Origin of the sequence: Pantoea sp. UBA5923 (genome assembly GCF_002431095.1) — a bacterium.
GTDB lineage: Bacteria > Pseudomonadota > Gammaproteobacteria > Enterobacterales > Enterobacteriaceae > Pantoea > Pantoea piersonii.
The window spans coordinates 250,084-269,515 of record NZ_DJDN01000078.1; the positions used below are offsets into that span (position 1 = coordinate 250,084).

Genomic DNA, 19,432 nt, shown 5'->3' on the forward strand with positions numbered 1-19,432 from the left:
GCAAGCGCCGACGCTACAGCTCAGGCTTAACCGTGGCGGCGCGCGAAGTCAGCCATAAAGTCGGTTAGCGTTTTAACGCCTTCCAGCGGCATCGCATTGTAGATCGATGCGCGCATGCCGCCTACGACGCGATGGCCTTTGAGGGCGTGCAGTCCCGCATTAAACGACTCTTCCAGGAAGAGTTTATCCAGCGCGGCGTCCGCCAGCTGGAAAGGCACGTTCATGCGTGAACGGTTTTCCACCGCAACGTCATTGCGGTAAAAGGGGTTGTTATCGATCAGGCCGTAGAGCAGATCCGCTTTAGCCTGATTGATTTTGTCGATCTCGGCTACACCGCCCTTCTCTTTCAGCCACTTAAACACCAGGCCGGAGAGATACCAGGCAAAGGTCGGCGGCGTATTAAACATCGAGTCGTTTTCCGCCAGCACCTGATAATCGAGGATGGAAGGAACGGACGGTTGGGCTTTGCCCAGCAGATCGTCACGGACAATAACAATGGTCAAACCCGCCGGGCCGATGTTCTTTTGCGCGCCAGCATAGATTACGCCGTAGCGGTTAATGTCCAGCGGACGTGACAGGATAGTCGAGGAGAGGTCAGCAACCACGAGCTTATCGCCAAAATCGGGCTGCTCATCAATCGCGATGCCGTCAATGGTTTCGTTCGGGCAGTAGTGCACATAGGCGGCGTCGCTGCTTAGCTCCCACTGGCTCATCGGCAGGATTGCGCGCTTGCCGTCACGCGTGGTTTTGACGTCCAGGACACGCGGCGTGCAATACTTTTCCGCTTCTTTAATAGCGCTGTGCGCCCAGTAGCCGCCGTCGATATAATCCGCCGTGGTGGCCTCGCCCAGCAAATTACCCGGTACAGCGGCAAACTGCGCGCGCGCGCCGCCGTGACAGAATAAAACTTTGTAGTTGGCCGGGATTTTCAGAAGATCGCGTAAGTCCTGCTCCGCCTCTTCCGCTACCTTGATAAACTCCTTGCTGCGATGGCTGATCTCCATGACGGAGGTCCCCAGACCGTGCCAGTTTGTCAGTTCTTGTTCTGCACGACGGAGCACTTCAACCGGCAGCATCGCTGGACCGGAACTAAAATTATAAATCTGCGTCATTTCCCTCACCACGATTATCCAGAACGGTTATGAATTGCTTACCGGTTTTATCACTGCCTTATGACGCCTGCAATGATAAATCCGGAAGGGATCACAATTTCTGAATCTGCCATGCCGCAGCTTATGTCACAAATGCAACACGCAGCGAAATTTTGTGAGGCGGCTCGTTTACCGGGAAAACAGGATCCTTTTCCGATGCGCTTTTCAGGTAGAAGGGCGGGCAGAAATTTATGCCGTCTTCATAGCGCCACGACGGCAAAATCCGTATCATTGCGCGCTTTACGCCCACTATATATGAGAGAGCGGTCCCATGACGCAAACGTTTATTCCCGGTAAAGACGCAGCACTGGAAGATTCCATCGCGCGCTTCCAGCAAAAGCTGACCGATCTTGGCTTTAATATTGAAGAAGCCTCCTGGCTAAATCCGGTTCCCCACGTCTGGTCCGTGCATATTCGCGACCGCGATTGCCCGCTCTGCTTTACGAATGGCAAAGGCGCCAGCAAGAAAGCCGCGCTGGCTTCAGCGCTGGGCGAATACTTCGAACGTCTTTCGACCAACTACTTCTTCGCCGACTTCTGGCTGGGCAAATCGATCGCGAATGGCGATTTCGTTCACTACCCTGACGAGAAGTGGTTCCCCATTCCTGCGGACGATTCACTGCCGGAAGGCATTCTGGATACGCGCCTGCGCGCCTTTTACGATCCAGACAACGCGCTGACCGCCTCTGAGTTAGTGGATCTGCAGTCGGGCAACGCCGAGCGCGGCATCTGCAGCCTGCCCTTTGCTCGCCAGTCTGATCAGCAGACCGTCTATATTCCGATGAATATTATCGGCAACCTGTACGTTTCAAACGGCATGTCAGCAGGTAATACGCCTAATGAAGCGCGCGTACAGGGGCTTTCTGAGGTATTTGAGCGCTATATCAAAAACCGCATTATCGCAGAGTCGATCAGCCTGCCGACTATTCCTGACAGCGTGATGCAGCGCTATCCTGGCGTGGTGGAAGCTATCGCGCGTCTTGAAGCGGAAGGCTTCCCGATTTTCGCCTATGACGCCTCGCTGGGCGGCAAATATCCGGTTATCTGCGTTGTGCTGTTCAACCCGCAAAACGGCACCTGCTTCGCCTCTTTCGGTGCGCATCCCGATTTCGGCGTCGCGCTTGAGCGTACCGTTACCGAGCTGTTGCAGGGCCGCAGCCTGAAAGATCTCGATGTCTTTACGCCGCCGACCTTTGATGATGAGGAAGTGGCCGAGCACGCCAACCTGGAGACGCACTTTATCGACTCAAGCGGCCTTATCTCCTGGGATCTGTTCAAAGAAGATGCGGACTACCCCTTTGTCGACTGGTCGTTCAGCGGGACCACGCAGGAAGAGTTCGCCACCCTGATGGCCATTTTCCGCGCGGAAGATCGTGAAGTCTATATCGCCGATTACGATCACCTTGGCGTCTATGCCTGCCGCATTATCGTGCCTGGCATGTCCGATATCTATCCGGCGGAAGATCTGCTGCTGGCGAACAATAATATGGGTGCAGGCCTGCGGGAAACGCTGCTGGCGCTGCCCGCCAGCAACTGGAACCCGGAAGAGTATCTGGATTTGATCGTGCAGCTGGATGAAGAAGGTCATGACGACTTTACCCGCGTGCGCGAGCTGCTTGGCCTGGCGAGCGGCAAGGATAATGGCTGGTATACGCTGCGCATCGGCGAGCTTAAAGCCATGCTGGCGCTGGCAGGTGGTGACCTCGATCAGGCGTTGATCTGGACCGAATGGACCATGGAATTTAATGGTTCGATCTTTTCGCCGGAACGCGCCAATTACTACCGCTGCCTGCAAACGCTGCTGTTGCTGGCGATGGAAGACGATCGCGATCCGCTGCAATACCACCACGCCTTCATGCGCATGTATGGCGCGGACGCGCTGGAAGCGGCTTCGGCGGCAGTAAGCGGCGAAGCGCCCTTCTACGGTCTGCAGGCGGTTGACGAAGATCTCAACGCCTTCCCGGCACATCAGGCGCTGCTGCAGGCTTACGAAAAACTCCAGGCGGCTAAACGCCGTTACTGGAAAAATTAAGACCGAAAATCAGGCTACTACAGGCTGAATAAAATAATAATGGCGTCAATAAAAGTGACGCCATTTTTTATGGGTAATGAACAAGCATTTAATAAAAGTTACTTATGAGCGGTTGCTTTAATTTATTTAACATTTTTGCTTCGATAAAGTAGTTTTATTAACATTCTAAATCCTGCCCTTATTTCTATTTAAAATAAACACGCAAAAATTAAAAAATATTTATTCCTTTTTATTCAAATAATTATACCTGGCAGAAAGCCTTTGCAGCCGGTTAAATCCCCTGTCTGCCGGTCAAATATGATCCAGATCAAATGCTGACCTATACTCCTTTGTTAATATTTTTCCAGACAACTTTTGGAGAGCGTTAGTGTGAAAGCTGACAACCCTTTTAATCTGTTATTACCGGCCGCAATGGCTAAAGTGGCAGAAGATGCGGGGATCTATAAAGCGACTAAACATCCCTTAACCACCTTTTTTCTTGCCATTACCGCTGGCGTTTTTATCTCTATCGCTTTCGTTTTTTATATTACTGCGACAACCGGCAGCGCGGGCATGCCCTATGGTCTGGCGAAGCTGATCGGCGGCATCTGCTTCTCGCTGGGCTTAATTCTGGTAGTGGTATGCGGCGCCGATCTTTTCACCTCCACCGTTTTGATCGTCGTCGCCAAAGCGAGCGGACGCATCACCTGGGGCCAGCTGGCGCGTAACTGGATTAATGTTTATGTCGGCAACCTTGTCGGCGCGCTGTTTTTCGTCGCGCTCATCTGGTTCGCCGGCGAGCATATGACGGCTGGCGGGGCGTGGGGTTTAAATGTGCTGCAAACCGCCGATCACAAAATGCATCACACCTTTATTGAAGCCGTCTGCCTGGGCACCCTGGCGAACCTGATGGTTTGTCTGGCGGTATGGATGAGCTACTCCGGCCATAGCCTGACGGATAAAACGCTGGCGATGATTCTGCCGGTCGCCATGTTCGTTGCGAGCGGCTTCGAGCACAGTATCGCGAATATGTTTCTTATCCCGTTAGCTATCGTGATTCGTGATTTTTCCAGCCCGGCATTCTGGCAAGCCGCCGGTGCCAGCGCCGACCAGTTTCAGGCGCTTACGCCCGTCAACTTTATTATCGACAACCTGATTCCAGTCACCATCGGCAACATTATCGGCGGCGGCCTGCTGGTTGGGTTGACCTACTGGGCGATCTATTTACGCAACGGTTCTACCGCACATTAACGATTTCTGACCGACGCCGCGTAGCTGGCGGCGCCAACATAAAGCTTCTTAGATAAGGCAGGTATATCATGACCGATCTGAATGCAAAACAGGCTGCGGCCTGGGATGGATTTGCCAACGGCGAATGGCAGAACAGCGTCAACGTTCGCGATTTTATTCAAAAGAACTACACGCCGTATGAAGGCGACGAATCTTTCCTGGCAGGCGCGACTGAAGCGACCACTAAGCTGTGGAACGCCGTTCTGGAAGGGATCAAGATTGAAAACCGTACCCATGCGCCAGTCGATTTCGATACCGATCTCGCCTCAACCATTACTGCGCATGATGCTGGCTATATCAATAAATCGCTGGAAAAAATTGTCGGCTTACAAACTGAAGCGCCATTGAAACGCGCCATTATCCCGTTTGGCGGCATTAAAATGGTGGAAGGCTCCTGTAAGGTATATGGCCGCGAGCTGGATCCGACGCTGAAAAAAATCTTTACTGAGTATCGTAAAACCCACAACCAGGGCGTATTTGACGTCTACACCCAGGATATCCTGCGCTGCCGTAAATCGGGCGTGCTGACCGGTCTGCCGGACGCCTACGGCCGTGGCCGCATTATCGGCGACTATCGCCGGGTCGCTCTGTATGGCATTGACTTCCTGATGCAGGACAAACTGGCGCAGTTCAACTCTCTGCAGAACGATCTGGAAAACGGCGTTAATCTGGAAGCCACTATCCGTCTGCGTGAAGAGATTGCTGAACAGCATCGCGCGCTGGCCCAGATTAAAGAGATGGCCGCTAAATATGGTTGCGACATCTCCGGCCCGGCGACAAATGCGCAGGAAGCGGTACAGTGGACCTACTTCGGCTACCTTGCCGCGGTGAAATCGCAGAACGGCGCAGCAATGTCGTTCGGCCGCGTCTCGACCTTCCTCGATATCTATATCGAACGCGATCTGCAGGCCGGTAAACTCACCGAAGAGCAGGCGCAGGAGCTGATTGACCATCTGGTTATGAAGCTGCGCATGGTGCGTTTCCTGCGTACGCCGGAATATGATGAGCTTTTCTCTGGTGACCCTATCTGGGCGACAGAATCGCTGGCGGGTATGGGCGTAGACGGCCGCACTCTGGTGACAAAAAGCACATTCCGTTTCCTGAATACCCTTTATACCATGGGACCGTCGCCGGAGCCGAATATGACCATCCTGTGGTCAGAAAATCTGCCGGTGAACTTCAAGAAATACGCGGCAAAAGTCTCCATCGATACCTCTTCTCTGCAGTATGAGAATGACGATCTGATGCGTCCTGACTTTAACAATGACGACTATGCCATCGCCTGCTGCGTCAGCCCGATGATTGTTGGCAAACAGATGCAGTTCTTCGGCGCTCGCGCCAACCTGGCGAAAACCCTGCTGTACGCAATCAACGGCGGCATGGATGAAAAAATGAAAATGCAGGTGGGTCCGAAAGAAGCCCCGGTCATGGACGATGTGCTTGATTTCGATACCGTCATGGCGCGTATGGACCACTTTATGGACTGGCTGGCGAAACAGTATGTGACCGCGCTGAATATCATCCACTATATGCATGATAAATACAGCTACGAAGCCTCGCTGATGGCGCTGCACGATCGCGATGTCTACCGCACGATGGCCTGTGGCATCGCGGGGCTGTCAGTAGCCGCCGACTCACTGTCCGCTATCAAATACGCCAAAGTGAAACCGGTGCGCGACGAAGATGGCCTGGCGGTCGACTTTGAAATCGAAGGCGAATATCCGCAGTTTGGTAATAACGATGCGCGCGTCGATGACCTGGCCTGCGATCTGGTTGAACGTTTCATGAAGAAAATTCAGAAACTCACCACCTATCGCAACGCCGTACCGACTCAGTCAGTGCTGACCATTACCTCTAACGTTGTTTACGGTAAGAAAACCGGTAATACGCCGGATGGTCGCCGCGCAGGCGCGCCTTTCGGTCCTGGCGCAAACCCAATGCATGGCCGCGATCAGAAAGGTGCCGTCGCGTCACTGACTTCTGTCGCTAAACTCCCCTTCGCCTACGCGAAAGACGGTATTTCCTATACCTTCTCTATCGTGCCGAATGCGTTGGGTAAAGACGACAACGTGCGGAAAGCTAACCTTGCTGGTCTGATGGATGGTTACTTCCATCACGAAGCGAGTATTGAAGGCGGTCAGCACCTTAACGTGAACGTGATGAATCGCGAAATGCTGCTGGATGCGATGGAGCACCCGGAAAAATATCCGCAGCTAACCATCCGCGTTTCCGGCTATGCCGTCCGCTTCAATTCGCTGACGAAAGAACAGCAGCAGGATGTGATTACCCGTACTTTCACCAAATCGCTATAAACCTGGCGCGCTAAGCTGTAAAAAGGCTCCTTCGGGGGCCTTTTCTCCAAGGCCCGTTTTGTCTGCGCTCTTAATACAGAAATCAGTCAAAACCGACTTTATTACCGAGCACAACAGAGATTGTGCGCCTGCTGACAGGCTAACCTGGAGAACATCGCAATGTCTTGCAAAGGTCGTATTCACTCGTTCGAATCCTGCGGGACGGTTGACGGTCCCGGCATCCGTTTTATCACCTTCTTTCAGGGCTGCCTGATGCGCTGCCTCTACTGCCATAACCGCGATACCTGGGACACACACGGCGGAAAAGAGATCACCGTCGAGGAGCTGATGAAAGATGTGCTTTCCTATCGCCACTTTATGAATGCGTCTGGCGGCGGCGTAACCGCCTCTGGCGGCGAGGCTATTTTACAGGCTGAGTTTGTGCGCGACTGGTTCCGCGCCTGTAAGGCGGAAGGCATTCATACCTGTCTGGATACTAACGGCTTTGTGCGTCGCTACGATCCGGTGATTGATGAGCTGCTGGAGGTGACGGATCTGGTGATGCTCGATCTCAAGCAAATCAATGACGACGTTCATCAGATCCTGGTTGGCGTCTCAAATCATCGCACCCTGGACTTCGCTCGCTACCTGCAGAAGAAAGGCAAACGGACCTGGATCCGCTATGTGGTGGTGCCCGGCTATTCTGATGATGACGATTCAGCTCACCGGCTTGGCGAGTTCACACGGGATATGGAGAACGTCGAGAAGATTGAACTGCTGCCCTACCATGAACTTGGCAAGCATAAATGGATCGCAATGGGCGAAGAGTACAAGCTCGACGGCGTGAAGCCGCCGACGAAAGAGACTATGGAGCGGGTGAAAAACATCCTCGCCAGCTACGGTCATACTGTTATGTATTAACGAAAAGGGAGCCTACGGCTCCCTTTTCGTTATGGTGCGGGCGACTGGTTTGCAGCCTCCTGCGCCGATATCAGGCGTGCGCCACCGGCGTTGCCTGCTGATCGGCCTTACGCAGCAGCATCATCAGATAGACCAGCGCCACGCCGGCAATCATCACAAACAGAATGCGGTCGGAATAGTTCTGCATCAAAACCGCCGTCATGCTGGGACCCGCCAGGCTGCCTATGGTATAGCTCAGCAGCAGCGCCTGGTTCATCGCTACCAGTTCATGATGCGCGACGGTCTCGCAGGCCCAGGACATGGCTACCGGATAGAGCGTAAAGCCCGCCAGACCCAGCACAAAGAGCGCAGGCGCCATCGCGGCGTTAGTCAGCATGGCAACCGCGCCCAGAATCACGATAAACACCTGCACGCGCAGCACCAGAAGACGACCGAAGCGATCGGCAAGGCGCCCAACCGGCCACTGTCCAACGATACCGGCGCTCACCAGCAGCGCCATCCAGTAGCCGACGTTCGCATCGCTCATGCCCTGATGAGAGAGATAGAGCGGCATCAGACCGTAGAGAGAACCCAGAACAATGCCGGAAATAATACAGCCGTTAATGCCAAGCCGCGAACTACGACGACGCAGCATCGGCCAGATTTTACCTGGCGCTGCCTCTGTCGCTTCGCTGGCGGCGGTCACCTTCACGAACATCAGCGGCAGAATGGCGCACATCATCAGCGCGGTAAGCCAGGGGACGACGTTAAACAGCCCGGTTGAGACTTTACTCACCAGCAGTTGACCCGCAACGGTGCCAAGATAATAGACGATCATATAAGCGGCCAGCAGCTGGCCCCGGGTGCGCACCGTACCGCTACAAAGCAGCGCGCTCTCCACTATGACCCAAATCAAAGCGCAGCCAATACCCGCGCAAAAACGCAGGATCGACCAACCCCAGAAACCGTCCATCATCAACAGACCGGCGGTCGCTACGGCAAAAATCGTGGTTGCCAGATAGTAGCTGCGGTTAAACCCGTAACGTTTAATCAGCCAGCCTGCCGCCAGCGTGCCCGCCAGATTGCCGGTATAGAAAGAGGAACTCACCACGCCTACCTGCCAGGTAGCCAGCGCATCGTGAGTCAGCCACAGCGGAACCAGCGTATTGAGCACCGCAATTGCAACCGTCAGCAAAAGCAGGCCGCAAAGCAGCAGCACCACGGGACGTGACCATGTGGACATAGGAATAAAAACCAAAGAAAAGAGAGGAGGTTGCGCGCAGTTTGCCATCGGCGAATTTAAAGGAAAAGCACAAAAAAATAGCGCAGCACATTTTGCTGCAACATAATTTAATTTATTAATCTTCAGTGGGTTACAGGAGTGTTAAACGAGAGCCGCTTCGAAGCTATCTTTATGAAAAACAGGCTTTTTAGGTGCTATGCCTGTCGCAATGTCGATAACGTTTATTTCTGATAACTTCACGCTGTATACCGACGTTAAATATAAAAAAACCCGGACATGTCCGGGTTTACTGTTGAAGCGCTTATCAGCCGATAAACTCTACACCATTCATATAGGGGCGCAACACATCCGGCACCTGAATACGTCCGTCAGCCTGCTGATAGTTCTCCAGCACCGCAACCAGCGTGCGGCCGACCGCCAGGCCGGAGCCGTTCAGGGTATGCACCAGACGCGGCTTCTTATCGGTTTTGCTGCGGCAGCGTGCCTGCATGCGACGCGCCTGGAAGTCCCACATATTGGAGCAGGAAGAGATTTCGCGATAGGTGTTCTGGGCCGGGAGCCAGACTTCCAGATCGTAGGTCTTGGCTGAGCCAAAGCCCATATCACCGGTGCAGAGCAGCACTTTGCGGTACGGCAGGTTGAGCAGCTGCAGCACTTTCTCTGCGTGGCCCACCAGCTCTTCCAGCGCATCCATTGAGGTTTCCGGCGCGACGATCTGCACCATCTCTACCTTGTCGAACTGATGCATGCGAATTAAGCCGCGCGTATCGCGACCGTAAGAGCCGGCCTCAGAACGGAAGCAAGGCGTATGCGCGGTCAGTTTGATCGGCAGACTCTCCTCCTCCACAATCTCGTCGCGCACCAGATTGGTCAACGGGACTTCCGCCGTCGGGATCAGCGCATAGTTGCTGCTCTCTGACTCCTCTTCCAGCGGTCGGGTATGAAACAGATCTTCGCCGAACTTCGGCAGCTGGCCGGTTCCGTACAGGGTCGCATGGTTGACCAGGTAAGGCACATAGTTTTCCAGATAGCCGTGCTGTTCAGTATGCAGGTCGAGCATAAACTGGCTCAGCGCGCGATGCAGACGAGCAATCTGGCCCTGCATCACCACAAAGCGCGAGCCGGTCAGCTTCACGGCAGAGGCGAAATCGAGGCCTTTCGCCATCTCACCCAGCTCAACGTGATCTTTTACCTGAAAATCAAACTGGCGCGGCTCGCCCCAGCGGCTGACTTCCTGGTTTTCACTGTCGTCTTTGCCCAGCGGTACTTCATCCGCCGGCAGGTTAGGCAGCGCCAGGGTGAAATCACGGATTTCATTTTGCAGGGCATCCAGTTCCGCTTTGGCCGCATCCAGGCGTTCGCCCAGCGCGTTCACTTCCTGACGCAGCGGCTCGATATCTTCCCCACGTGCTTTGGCCTGACCGATGGATTTGGATCGGGAGTTACGCTCCGCCTGCAGATTTTCCGTTTCCACCTGCAAGACTTTACGGCGCTCTTCAAGGGAGCGCAGCGTTTCCACATCCAGTTTGAATCCTCGGCGTGCCAGTTTTTCTGCGACTGCGTCTGGCTCATTACGCAGCAGATTGGGATCGAGCATGCTTATCCTGTGTAATAAAAGGTTGAAAGAACGAATGAAGGGATGCATTCCCGCTGGAATGCATTGATATCCTTGCTCACCTTACCGTAACGTCTGTTTTAGCGGTAGCGTTTTGTCGGGCTATTTTGATCCTGTTCAGCCAGCCAGGCGAGCTTTTCGCCAATTTTACCTTCAAGCCCGCGCTGGGTTGGCGTGTAGTAGCGCGTCTGCGCCATCTCAGGCGGAAAATAGACCTCGCCAGCCGCATAGGCATGCTCTTCATCATGGGCGTAACGATACTCTTTACCCAGGCCCATCTCTTTCATCAGCCGGGTCGGCGCGTTACGCAGATGCTCCGGCACATCATAGTCGGGATGCTCGCGCGCATCGCGCATCGCCGCCTTGAACGCGGTGTAGACGGCGTTGCTTTTTGGCGCGCAGGCGAGATAGACAATTGCCTGCGCAATAGCGCGCTCGCCTTCGGCAGGCCCGACGCGGGTAAAGCAGTCCCAGGCAGCAATCGCTACCTGCATCCCGCGCGGATCGGCGTTGCCGACATCTTCAGAGGCGATCGCCAGCAGGCGCCTCGCCACATAGAGCGGATCGCCGCCCGCGGTAATAATGCGCGCATACCAGTAAAGCGCCGCATCGGGCGCGGAGCCGCGCACCGATTTGTGCAGCGCAGAGATCAGGTCGTAAAAGCGGTCGCCCTTGTTGTCAAAGCGCGCGGCGCGCTCGCCGGAGACTTCTGTCAGCAACTGCGGCGTTAGCTCGCGATTGCCTTGCGCGTTGCTCTCCGCCATATCCGCCATCATTTCCAGCGTATTTAACGCGCGGCGCGCGTCGCCGTTCACCAGCTCGGCGATCATGCGTCGCGTATTGTCAGGCAGGATGATGTCGCTGTCGCCATAACCGCGCGTTTTGTCCTGCATCGCCTGATCGAGCACCTGCTCGATATCTTCAGTGGTGAGCGATTTTAAAAGATAAACGCGCGCGCGTGAGAGCAGCGCAGAGTTAAGCTCAAACGAGGGGTTTTCAGTGGTCGCGCCGATAAAGGTGATGGTGCCATCTTCAATATGCGGCAAGAACGCATCCTGCTGGCTTTTGTTGAAGCGGTGCACCTCATCGACAAACAGAATGGTGCGGCGTCCGACCTGACGGCTATGGCGCGCGCGCTCGATCGCCTCGCGGATCTCTTTAACGCCTGAGGTAACGGCGGAGATACGCTCGACGTCGGCATTGCCGTAGCGCGCGATAATCTCCGCCAGCGTGGTTTTCCCTGTGCCCGGCGGTCCCCAAAGAATCATTGAGTGAAGATGGCCAGCTTCGATGGCGCGCGGCAAAGGCTTACCGGGCGCCAGCAAATGCTGCTGCCCGATATACTGCTTAAGCGTTTCCGGGCGCATACGCGCCGCCAGCGGCTTGAAATCTTCGGAGGAAAAATCCAGAGACAGATTACCCACGCTTACCTCACTGACGCTGGTCGTCTACCGTCACCCCTTTGGGCGGCGTAAAGGTGAATTTATCCGGGCTGATCGCGCCGTTTTTCTGGCTCTTGAGCTGATAGCTGCTGCGCTGCCCGTCCTGCTCGATGGCGCTGAACTGGTTGATGGTGCCCGCAGGGGTCACAGAGATAGTGAACTGCTTCAGGTTGCCATCGCTGTTTTTCGGCGTCAGTTCGAACGCGTCGCCCTGCTGTTTAATATTGTACTGCTGCCAGTCGCTCGGCTGGTTGCGCGCAATCAGCATAAACGGCGTATTGCTGGTGGCGTTTTTCAGCAGGCTGACGCTGGCCTGTTCAACGAACGGGTTATAAAACCACAGATTCTTGCCGTCAGAGATAATGACGCTTTCGTCCGGCGCGGTCATATGCCAGTTAAATAAGCTGGGACGTTTTACCCAGAGTTCGCCTTCGCCTTCCTGCACGTTGGCGCCGCTGCTGTCGGTCACTTTTTGGCTAAAGCTGGCATGGAAGCTGTTAACCTTGTTCAGACGCTGCTGCAGATCGCTGGAGGCGTCCGCCATAACGCTGGCTGACGCAAAAACGGCCAACAGGCCAGGCACGATTACGCTTAATTTCATCCGCTTCAATTCCTTATTTATCTCTATCCAGTGAATACCGTTTTAATTCTGGCCGCCGTTTTGCTATTGAGCCAGGAGAAAAACCCGAAAGCGTATTCTGATATGAGGGGTAAATGCCGCCTGAACAATGGGCCAGTAAAAACTGGCCCATGATTGTTTGTTGCAAAGCGTTTCGCGCTACATTTCATGCGGCGGCGGAGAGAGCACCTCACGGTTACCGTTGTGTCCGGGTTCCGATACGATCCCCTGCGCTTCCATCTGTTCAATAATACGCGCGGCGCGGTTATAGCCGATGCGGAACTGGCGCTGTACGCCGGAGATCGAGGCGCGACGCTTGTCGACCACAAAAGCCACCGCCTGATCGAACAGCGGATCCAGCTCCTCATCGCCCTCAAGGCCGCCGCTGCCGCCCTCGCTCTCCTCGCCTGCCGTAATGCTTTCGATATACTGCGGACGCCCGCGCGCTTTCCAGTCCTGCACGACGGCGTGCACTTCCTGATCGCGGACGAATGCGCCGTGTACGCGTACCGGCATTGAGGAGTTAGGCGGCATATAGAGCATGTCGCCCATACCCAGCAGCGATTCAGCGCCGCCCTGATCGAGAATGGTGCGCGAGTCGATTTTGCTGGAGACGGTAAAGGCGATGCGCGTCGGGATGTTGGCCTTAATCAGACCGGTAATCACATCCACTGACGGACGCTGCGTAGCAAGCACAAGGTGGATACCTGCCGCGCGCGCTTTCTGCGCCAGACGCGCAATCAGCTCTTCTACTTTCTTACCCACCGCCATCATCAGGTCGGCGAACTCATCCACCAGCACCACGATGTAAGGCAGTTTTTCCAGCACCGGCGGCGTCATGTCCATACTGTCGCCCGGTTTCCAGAACGGATCGGGAATAGGACGGCCCATCGCTTCCGCCTGTTCAACTTTTTCGTTGTAGCCCGCCAGGTTACGCACGCCGAGCGCCGACATCAGCTTGTAGCGTCGCTCCATCTCGCCGACGCTCCAGCGCAGCGCGTTAGCCGCATCTTTCATATCGGTGACGACTTCAGTCAACAGATGCGGAATGCCTTCATAGACTGAAAGTTCCAGCATTTTCGGGTCGATCATGATAAAGCGTACTTCTTCCGGCGTCGCCTTGTAGAGCATGCTGATAATCATGGTGTTGACGCCGACCGACTTACCGGAACCGGTCGTACCGGCCACCAGCAGATGCGGCATTTTCGCCAGATCGGCGACGACCGGCTGACCCGCAATATCTTTACCCAGCACCACGGCCAGCGGCGACGGGTTGTCGCGGAATTTGGCGCAGTCCAGCACTTCGCGCAGATAGACCGTCTGACGATGCTTGTTGGGCAGCTCCAGACCGACGTAAGGCTTGCCGGGGATCACCTCAACCACGCGTACGGCAACCGCCGAGAGCGAACGCGCCAGATCGCGCGACAGGTTGGAGATGCGCGCGGCTTTCACGCCCGGCGCCAGATCCAGCTCGAAGCGGGTAATCACCGGGCCAGGCGAGATGCCGACCACTTCCGCCTTGACGCGATAGTCGCCTAAACGGGCTTCGACCAGACGCGCCGTCTGCTCAAGGGCAAACATATCGACCGGCTCCTCCTCCGCTGGCGGCGAGGTCAGCAGATCCAGCGTCGGCAGCGGCGTGGAGGGTTTCTCCAGCGGCTGGTTATGACGCATCAGGAAAGGATGGATCAGGCTGTTATCCAGCGAGCCGGGCTGCGGTGCCTGCGGCTGCGCAGCAACAGGCGTCTGCATCACAGGCGCCTGCTCTGGCTCCCGCTCGGCAGGTGCGAAAGCGGCAGAAACCGTCGGTGCGGCTACCGGCACGACAGGCTGAGCCACCGGCGCTTCCGCTGGCTGCTGCCAGGGCGTATGCGTTGCCGCAGGCGCTTCCGGCTCTGGCGTGCTGGCGATAGTAAAGAGCGGCTCACTCGGGCCTTCATCCACCAGATCGTCCAGCGGTGAGAAATCGAACGCGGAGGAGGTATCCAGCCTCAGGGCTGGCGCCTTCTGTTCCTGCTCGTCGGCACCGTAACGCTGTTGCTGCTGCGCGGCGAACTGCTGCGCCAGCGCGGCCTGTTCGGCGGCCTCTTCGTGATCTTCATCCTGCTGCCAGCTCTCGCCGTAGCGTTGCTGCTGCTGGCTGGCGAAAGCGTCGCGCAGCTGCGCCTGTTCCTGCGCCTCCTGCTGATGCTCTGACCATTCGGACTGCGCCTCTGCGGGCTGAGACGAGACGTCAGCGCGCTGCTGCTCTTGCGCTTTGGCCTTCTCTTCCGCCATACGCTGAGAAGGCAGCTTAATGCCGTAAGAGGCTAACTCGCGGCGCGTCGGCAGCTTGACCGGCTTAGGACGCGGTAGCGTCGGCCCGATGCCCTGCTTCACCTGCGGATTATAATTTTCTTCAGGCGCGACATCGAACAGCGGCGTAGAAGCAGCCTGCGTAGCGGCTGTCGCTGCGCCCGCCGTGGCGGCTATATCAGCCGTATCAGCATCGCGCCAGTTGCCCATTTGCGGGCCGTCATCCTCTTCCCAGCTGGTGAAAGCGGGCGTGGACGGCGTTTGCGGCATCTCAAAATGATAGCGCGGCGGCTCAGCAGGAGCCGGCGCGGCTGGCTGAGGCGGTGCTGGCGTAAAGGCGTTGACGGGCTGCTGAGACGCAGCGAACGGGCTCGCTGCCGCAGAGTGTGCGGCGGCAGCCGTTACAGGCGCAACGGAGGCGGCAGTCGGCATTGCGGCCGTCTGAGCGGAGAGTGGCGCTGCGGCCGCCTGAGGCGGCATCGCAGCAACCGGCACTGACGCGGCGGCAACCTGAGACGGCATGGCAGCAGCGGGGGCTGCAGCACTCTGAGAGGAGATCGCAGCAGCCGATACCGGGGCTACGGGCGCCGCAACGCCAGCGGCCTCGGCAGCCGAGGTCAGCGCGGCGTCTGTCGCCGCAGCGGCTTTCGCCAGAAGCGGATCGGCTGCTTCCGAGGCTGAATGTTCTGCGCTGGCGCGCGGCGCAGAGAGCAGTACGTCGTCCTCATCTTGTGAGGTCGCCCCAACGCGCGGCGCGGCCGTATCGTCGAACTCCTCTTCATCCTCCTGCCAGGGCTCGTCGCGACGCGAACGGTTACTGGCGAAGGTCAGCACGCCCATCACCACGCCGCCGATGCGCTCGGCGATGGTCAGCCAGGACCAGCCGGTATAGAGCGTAATGCCCGCCGCCCAGACGCAAAGCAGCGCCAGCGTGCCGGTCATTGGACTGAGCCAGGGCGCAATGGCATTGCTTACCAGGCTGCCGATAACGCCGCCGGAGGCGAAATACCAGATGTCATCGGCGTTAAGCGCGGCCAGACCGCAGGTGGTCACCACCAGCGCCAGCACGCCGATCAGGCGCAGGCCGATAGCGAAGTAGTCGATGTAATCCTGTCGATCGCGCTGACGAAAGGCGATCCAGCACAGCCCGATAATCACCGGTGGAATGGCGTAGGCCATCACGCCGAAAATAAACAGCAGCGTATCCGCCAGCCAGGCTCCCACGCCGCCGCCCAGATTATGGATCGGCTCATGCCAGGCGGTTTGCGACCAGCTCGGATCGGAAGGATTAAAGCTGACGAGAGAGACCATCAGATAGACGGCGAAAAGTGAGACGAGAATAAGCAATGCTTCCAGCAGACGACGTCCACTGCTCAGCGGTTTTAACGAAACTTCTTTGTCTTCTGTGTATTCCTGGCTCAAGAGAACTCTCCAGGTGCCTGTAAATTATGAAGGCAACAGCGTCGGGCAAGCCCGACGCTGGTCCTGTATGAATTCACAGGAGTGTATCGAAATATCACAGGTTTTGCACCTGCGCTGCGTTAGCGGGTTTTAATCACCAGCCGATTACTCTGTTTAACCTCTTCCATCACCACGTAAGTACGGGTGTCATTGACCCCCGGCAGGCGCAGCAGGGTTTCGCCAAGCAGCTTACGGTAGGCGGACATATCCGGCACGCGCGTTTTCAACAGATAGTCGAAGTCACCGGAAACCAGGTGACACTCTTGAGTTTCCTCAAGTTTTTGTACGGCGGCGTTAAACTGTTCAAATACGTCCGGCGCGCCACGATTCAGAGTAATCTCAACGAAAACCAGCAGTGACGCATCTAGATAGTGCGGGTTAAGTTGCGCGGTATAGCCAAGAATAAAACCCTGACGCTCCAGACGACGCACACGCTCAAGACATGGCGTAGGCGATAATCCTACGCGTTTGGAAAGCTCTACGTTGGAAATACGACCATCTTTCTGAAGTTCATTCAGAATGTTTCTGTCGATTCTGTCGAGATCTTTTCCGGGGCGTTTCTTATTGTCTACCATTATTATTGTCTCTCTTAATTCCTTCCCTTTACCTGCCACGCCCTGGAAACGTTCACTGTTCAAGGCATTATTGAAGTGAAGAATCAGAGCCTGTGCGCTGTCGCGCATCCATCCGCATGACGCATGTTGTCTGTCCACATCATGCGTCATTACCCATGTCAGGCTGTAATTTATCGGGAAAAAAGGGCAAAACGAGGAACGAAACCCTGTTTTGACTCTCTCCTTCTTCTTCGCTTCTCTCATTGTTTTCGCAAAAGCGCAGGCGATTGTCAAAGTAAAAAGACCAAATTCAGGACAAGATGCCAGACAGACCGCTGGGTAACTGTTTTTAAATGAGAATTTTTATACTTTTGCACCAGCAATAACCGATTATTGCCCCCTTTTAGCGCAACCGGCGTGCAGAACCCCAACTTATCGTCTACGCCGTTTGCAGCTATCGGTAACAAAATTCCCCAGCCCTTTTTTTGCCACGGTAAATTCCCTACAATCCCAGGTCATGTTGTCAGCCGAATGAAACTGAGGATCCTATGAGTACGGCCAAACACAGTAAATTGCTCATTCTGGGCTCCGGTCCGGCGGGTTATACCGCAGCGGTCTATGCGGCGCGCGCCAACCTGAATCCAGTGCTGATTACCGGCCTCGAAAAAGGCGGTCAGTTGACCACCACAACCGAGGTAGAGAACTGGCCCGGCGACCCGCACGATCTCACTGGTCCCTCGCTGATGGAGCGCATGCATGAGCATGCCGAGAAATTCAACACCGAAATCATTTTTGACCATATTCATACTGTCGATCTGCTGAACCGTCCGTTCCGTCTCACCGGCGACAGCGGCGAATACACTGCCGACGCGCTGATTATCGCGACCGGCGCCTCTGCGCGCTATCTGGGTCTGCCTTCTGAAGAGGCGTTTAAAGGTAAAGGCGTTTCCGCCTGCGCCACCTGCGACGGCTTCTTCTACCGGAATCAGAAAGTCGCGGTGATCGGCGGCGGCAACACGGCGGTGGAAGAGGCGCTTTACCTGGCGAACATCGCCGCAGAAGTGCATCTGATTCACCGTCGCGACAGCTTCCGCGCGGAAAAAATCCTGATTGACCGCCTGATGGAGAAAGTGCGCAACGGCAATATCGTGCTGCATACCGATCGCACGCTGGAAGAAGTAGTCGGCGATCAGATGGGCGTTACCGGTCTGACGCTGCGCTCAACGCTTAACGAGGCGGAAACCGAGTCGCTGGAAGTGGCAGGCCTGTTCGTCGCTATCGGACACAGCCCGAATACGGCGATCTTCGAGGGGCAGCTGGCGCTGGAAAACGGCTATATCAAAGTGCAGTCCGGCCTGCATGGCAACGCAACGCAGACCAGCATTCCCGGCGTGTTCGCTGCGGGCGACGTTATGGATCATATCTATCGTCAGGCAATCACCTCGGCGGGTACCGGCTGTATGGCTGCGCTGGACGCCGAGCGTTATCTGGATGGCCTGGTTAAAAACGATCGGTAACTTGTTAATTATCTGATCTTATTTATGCGAGGCGGCTGTTTTTCAGTCGCCTTTTTTTATGCCGTCGTGCTAGATTCGTCAGCCTGAAGAGCAATCCCCCTCTTTTTTCGTGGGTTATCGACAACGCTTACGGTCTTGCATGAATAAAACCCGGCAACAGGAACTAATTCGCTGGCTGCGCCAGCAACGCGCTTTTGGCGGCCACTGGCTGCGGTTGACGTCACTGTTTGGGCTGGCCAGCGCGCTGGTTATCATCTCCCAGGCCTGGCTGCTGGCTTTCTTGCTACAGGCGCTGATTGTTGAACAGCGACTGCGCAGCGAGCTTCTTCTCCCCTTTTCCCTTCTGCTGCTCTGCTTCGCGCTGCGCGCCTTGCTTAACTATGCGCGCGAGGCCGCAGGCTTTCGCGCTGGCCAGGCGATTCGTCAGGCGCTGCGTCAGCAGGTGCTGGATCGCCTTTCCGATCTTGGCCCCGCCTGGATCCGCGGCAAACCGGCGGGCAGCTGGGCGACGCTGCTGCTGGAGCAGATTGAGGAGATGCAGGAGTATTACGCGCGCTATCTGCCGCAGATGACGCTGGCGGCGCTGATCCCCTTATGCATTCTGCTGACCGTTTTCCCGCTAAACTGGGCAGCCGGTCTGATCTTGCTTGCCACGGCGCCGCTAATCCCGCTGTTTATGGCGCTGGTTGGCATGGGCGCGGCCGACGCCAACCGCCGCAACTTTGTTGCGCTGGCGCGCCTCAGCGGCGACTTTCTTGACCGTCTGCGCGGACGCGAGACTCTGCGTCTGTTTCACCGCGCCGAAGCGGAAACCGCCGTCATCGCCTCCTCCACCGCGGATTTTCGCCTGCGCACCATGGAAGTGCTGCGCCTCGCCTTTCTCTCCTCTGCGGTACTGGAGTTTTTCGCTTCGCTGGCCATCGCGGTCGTCGCTGTTTACTTCGGCTTTTCCTACCTCGGCGAGCTTCATTTCGGCGCGTATGGACAAGGCGTAACGCTGTTTGCTGGTTTCGTCGCGCTGATCCTGGCGCCGGAATTCTTCC

13 protein-coding genes are annotated in these 19,432 nt (G+C 56.1%); 6 read left to right on the plus strand and 7 right to left on the minus strand.

Annotated features, from left to right (window positions below; genetic code table 11):
• Positions 1–26: 26 nt before the first annotated feature.
• Positions 27–1,112, minus strand: a complete 1,086-nt coding sequence (gene serC, locus B3797_RS18530) for a 3-phosphoserine/phosphohydroxythreonine transaminase (RefSeq protein WP_311791847.1) — start codon at positions 1,110–1,112, stop codon at positions 27–29.
• A 310-nt stretch (positions 1,113–1,422) separates the two neighbouring features.
• Here serC and ycaO point away from each other — a divergent pair, with 310 nt between their 5' ends.
• The 4 genes from ycaO (at position 1,423) to pflA (ending at position 7,664) form a co-directional block, all read left to right on the plus strand.
• On the plus strand, positions 1,423–3,183 hold the full coding sequence (ycaO, locus tag B3797_RS18535) for a 30S ribosomal protein S12 methylthiotransferase accessory factor YcaO (protein ID WP_311791848.1): 1,761 nt from the start codon (positions 1,423–1,425) through the stop codon (positions 3,181–3,183).
• 369 nt (positions 3,184–3,552) lie between these two features.
• The gene (focA, locus tag B3797_RS18540) at positions 3,553–4,413 is read left to right on the plus strand and encodes a formate transporter FocA (RefSeq protein WP_311781854.1); all 861 of its coding nucleotides are present in this window, start codon (positions 3,553–3,555) and stop codon (positions 4,411–4,413) included.
• Positions 4,414–4,481: 68 nt separating this feature from the next.
• A complete protein-coding gene (pflB, locus tag B3797_RS18545) occupies positions 4,482–6,764 on the plus strand; it encodes a formate C-acetyltransferase (protein ID WP_311781855.1) in 2,283 nt (760 codons plus the stop codon).
• Between the two features lie 159 nt (positions 6,765–6,923).
• On the plus strand, positions 6,924–7,664 hold the full coding sequence (gene pflA, locus B3797_RS18550) for a pyruvate formate lyase 1-activating protein (RefSeq protein WP_311791849.1): 741 nt from the start codon (positions 6,924–6,926) through the stop codon (positions 7,662–7,664).
• 70 nt (positions 7,665–7,734) lie between these two features.
• Here pflA and B3797_RS18555 read toward each other — a convergent pair whose 3' ends face one another.
• The 6 genes from B3797_RS18555 to lrp form a co-directional block, all read right to left on the minus strand.
• Positions 7,735–8,886: an MFS transporter gene (locus B3797_RS18555; RefSeq protein WP_311781857.1), complete on the minus strand. Its 1,152-nt coding sequence runs from the start codon at positions 8,884–8,886 to the stop codon at positions 7,735–7,737.
• 304 nt (positions 8,887–9,190) lie between these two features.
• Positions 9,191–10,483: a serine--tRNA ligase gene (serS, locus tag B3797_RS18560; protein ID WP_311781858.1), complete on the minus strand. Its 1,293-nt coding sequence runs from the start codon at positions 10,481–10,483 to the stop codon at positions 9,191–9,193.
• A gap of 98 nt (positions 10,484–10,581) precedes the next feature.
• Positions 10,582–11,925 carry a replication-associated recombination protein A gene (locus tag B3797_RS18565; protein ID WP_311791850.1) on the minus strand — a complete coding sequence of 448 codons (1,344 nt, stop codon included), beginning with the start codon at positions 11,923–11,925 and terminating at the stop codon, positions 10,582–10,584.
• Positions 11,926–11,932: 7 nt separating this feature from the next.
• Complete coding sequence (gene lolA / locus B3797_RS18570; protein WP_311781860.1) at positions 11,933–12,544, minus strand: outer membrane lipoprotein chaperone LolA; 612 nt, start codon at positions 12,542–12,544, stop codon at positions 11,933–11,935.
• Positions 12,545–12,721: 177 nt separating this feature from the next.
• Positions 12,722–16,279, minus strand: coding sequence for a DNA translocase FtsK 4TM domain-containing protein (locus B3797_RS18575; protein WP_311791851.1), 3,558 nt, complete (start codon positions 16,277–16,279; stop codon positions 12,722–12,724).
• Positions 16,280–16,398: 119 nt separating this feature from the next.
• Positions 16,399–16,893 (minus strand): leucine-responsive transcriptional regulator Lrp, encoded by a 495-nt coding sequence (gene lrp, locus B3797_RS18580; protein WP_006118610.1) that lies wholly within the window; start codon positions 16,891–16,893, stop codon positions 16,399–16,401.
• Between the two features lie 527 nt (positions 16,894–17,420).
• Between lrp and trxB the strand changes: the two genes are divergently transcribed.
• Positions 17,421–18,389, plus strand: coding sequence for a thioredoxin-disulfide reductase (gene trxB, locus B3797_RS18585; RefSeq protein ID WP_311781862.1), 969 nt, complete (start codon positions 17,421–17,423; stop codon positions 18,387–18,389).
• A gap of 139 nt (positions 18,390–18,528) precedes the next feature.
• On the plus strand, positions 18,529–19,432 hold a 904-nt coding region (locus tag B3797_RS18590; RefSeq protein WP_311791852.1), incomplete at its 3' end, for an ABC transporter transmembrane domain-containing protein.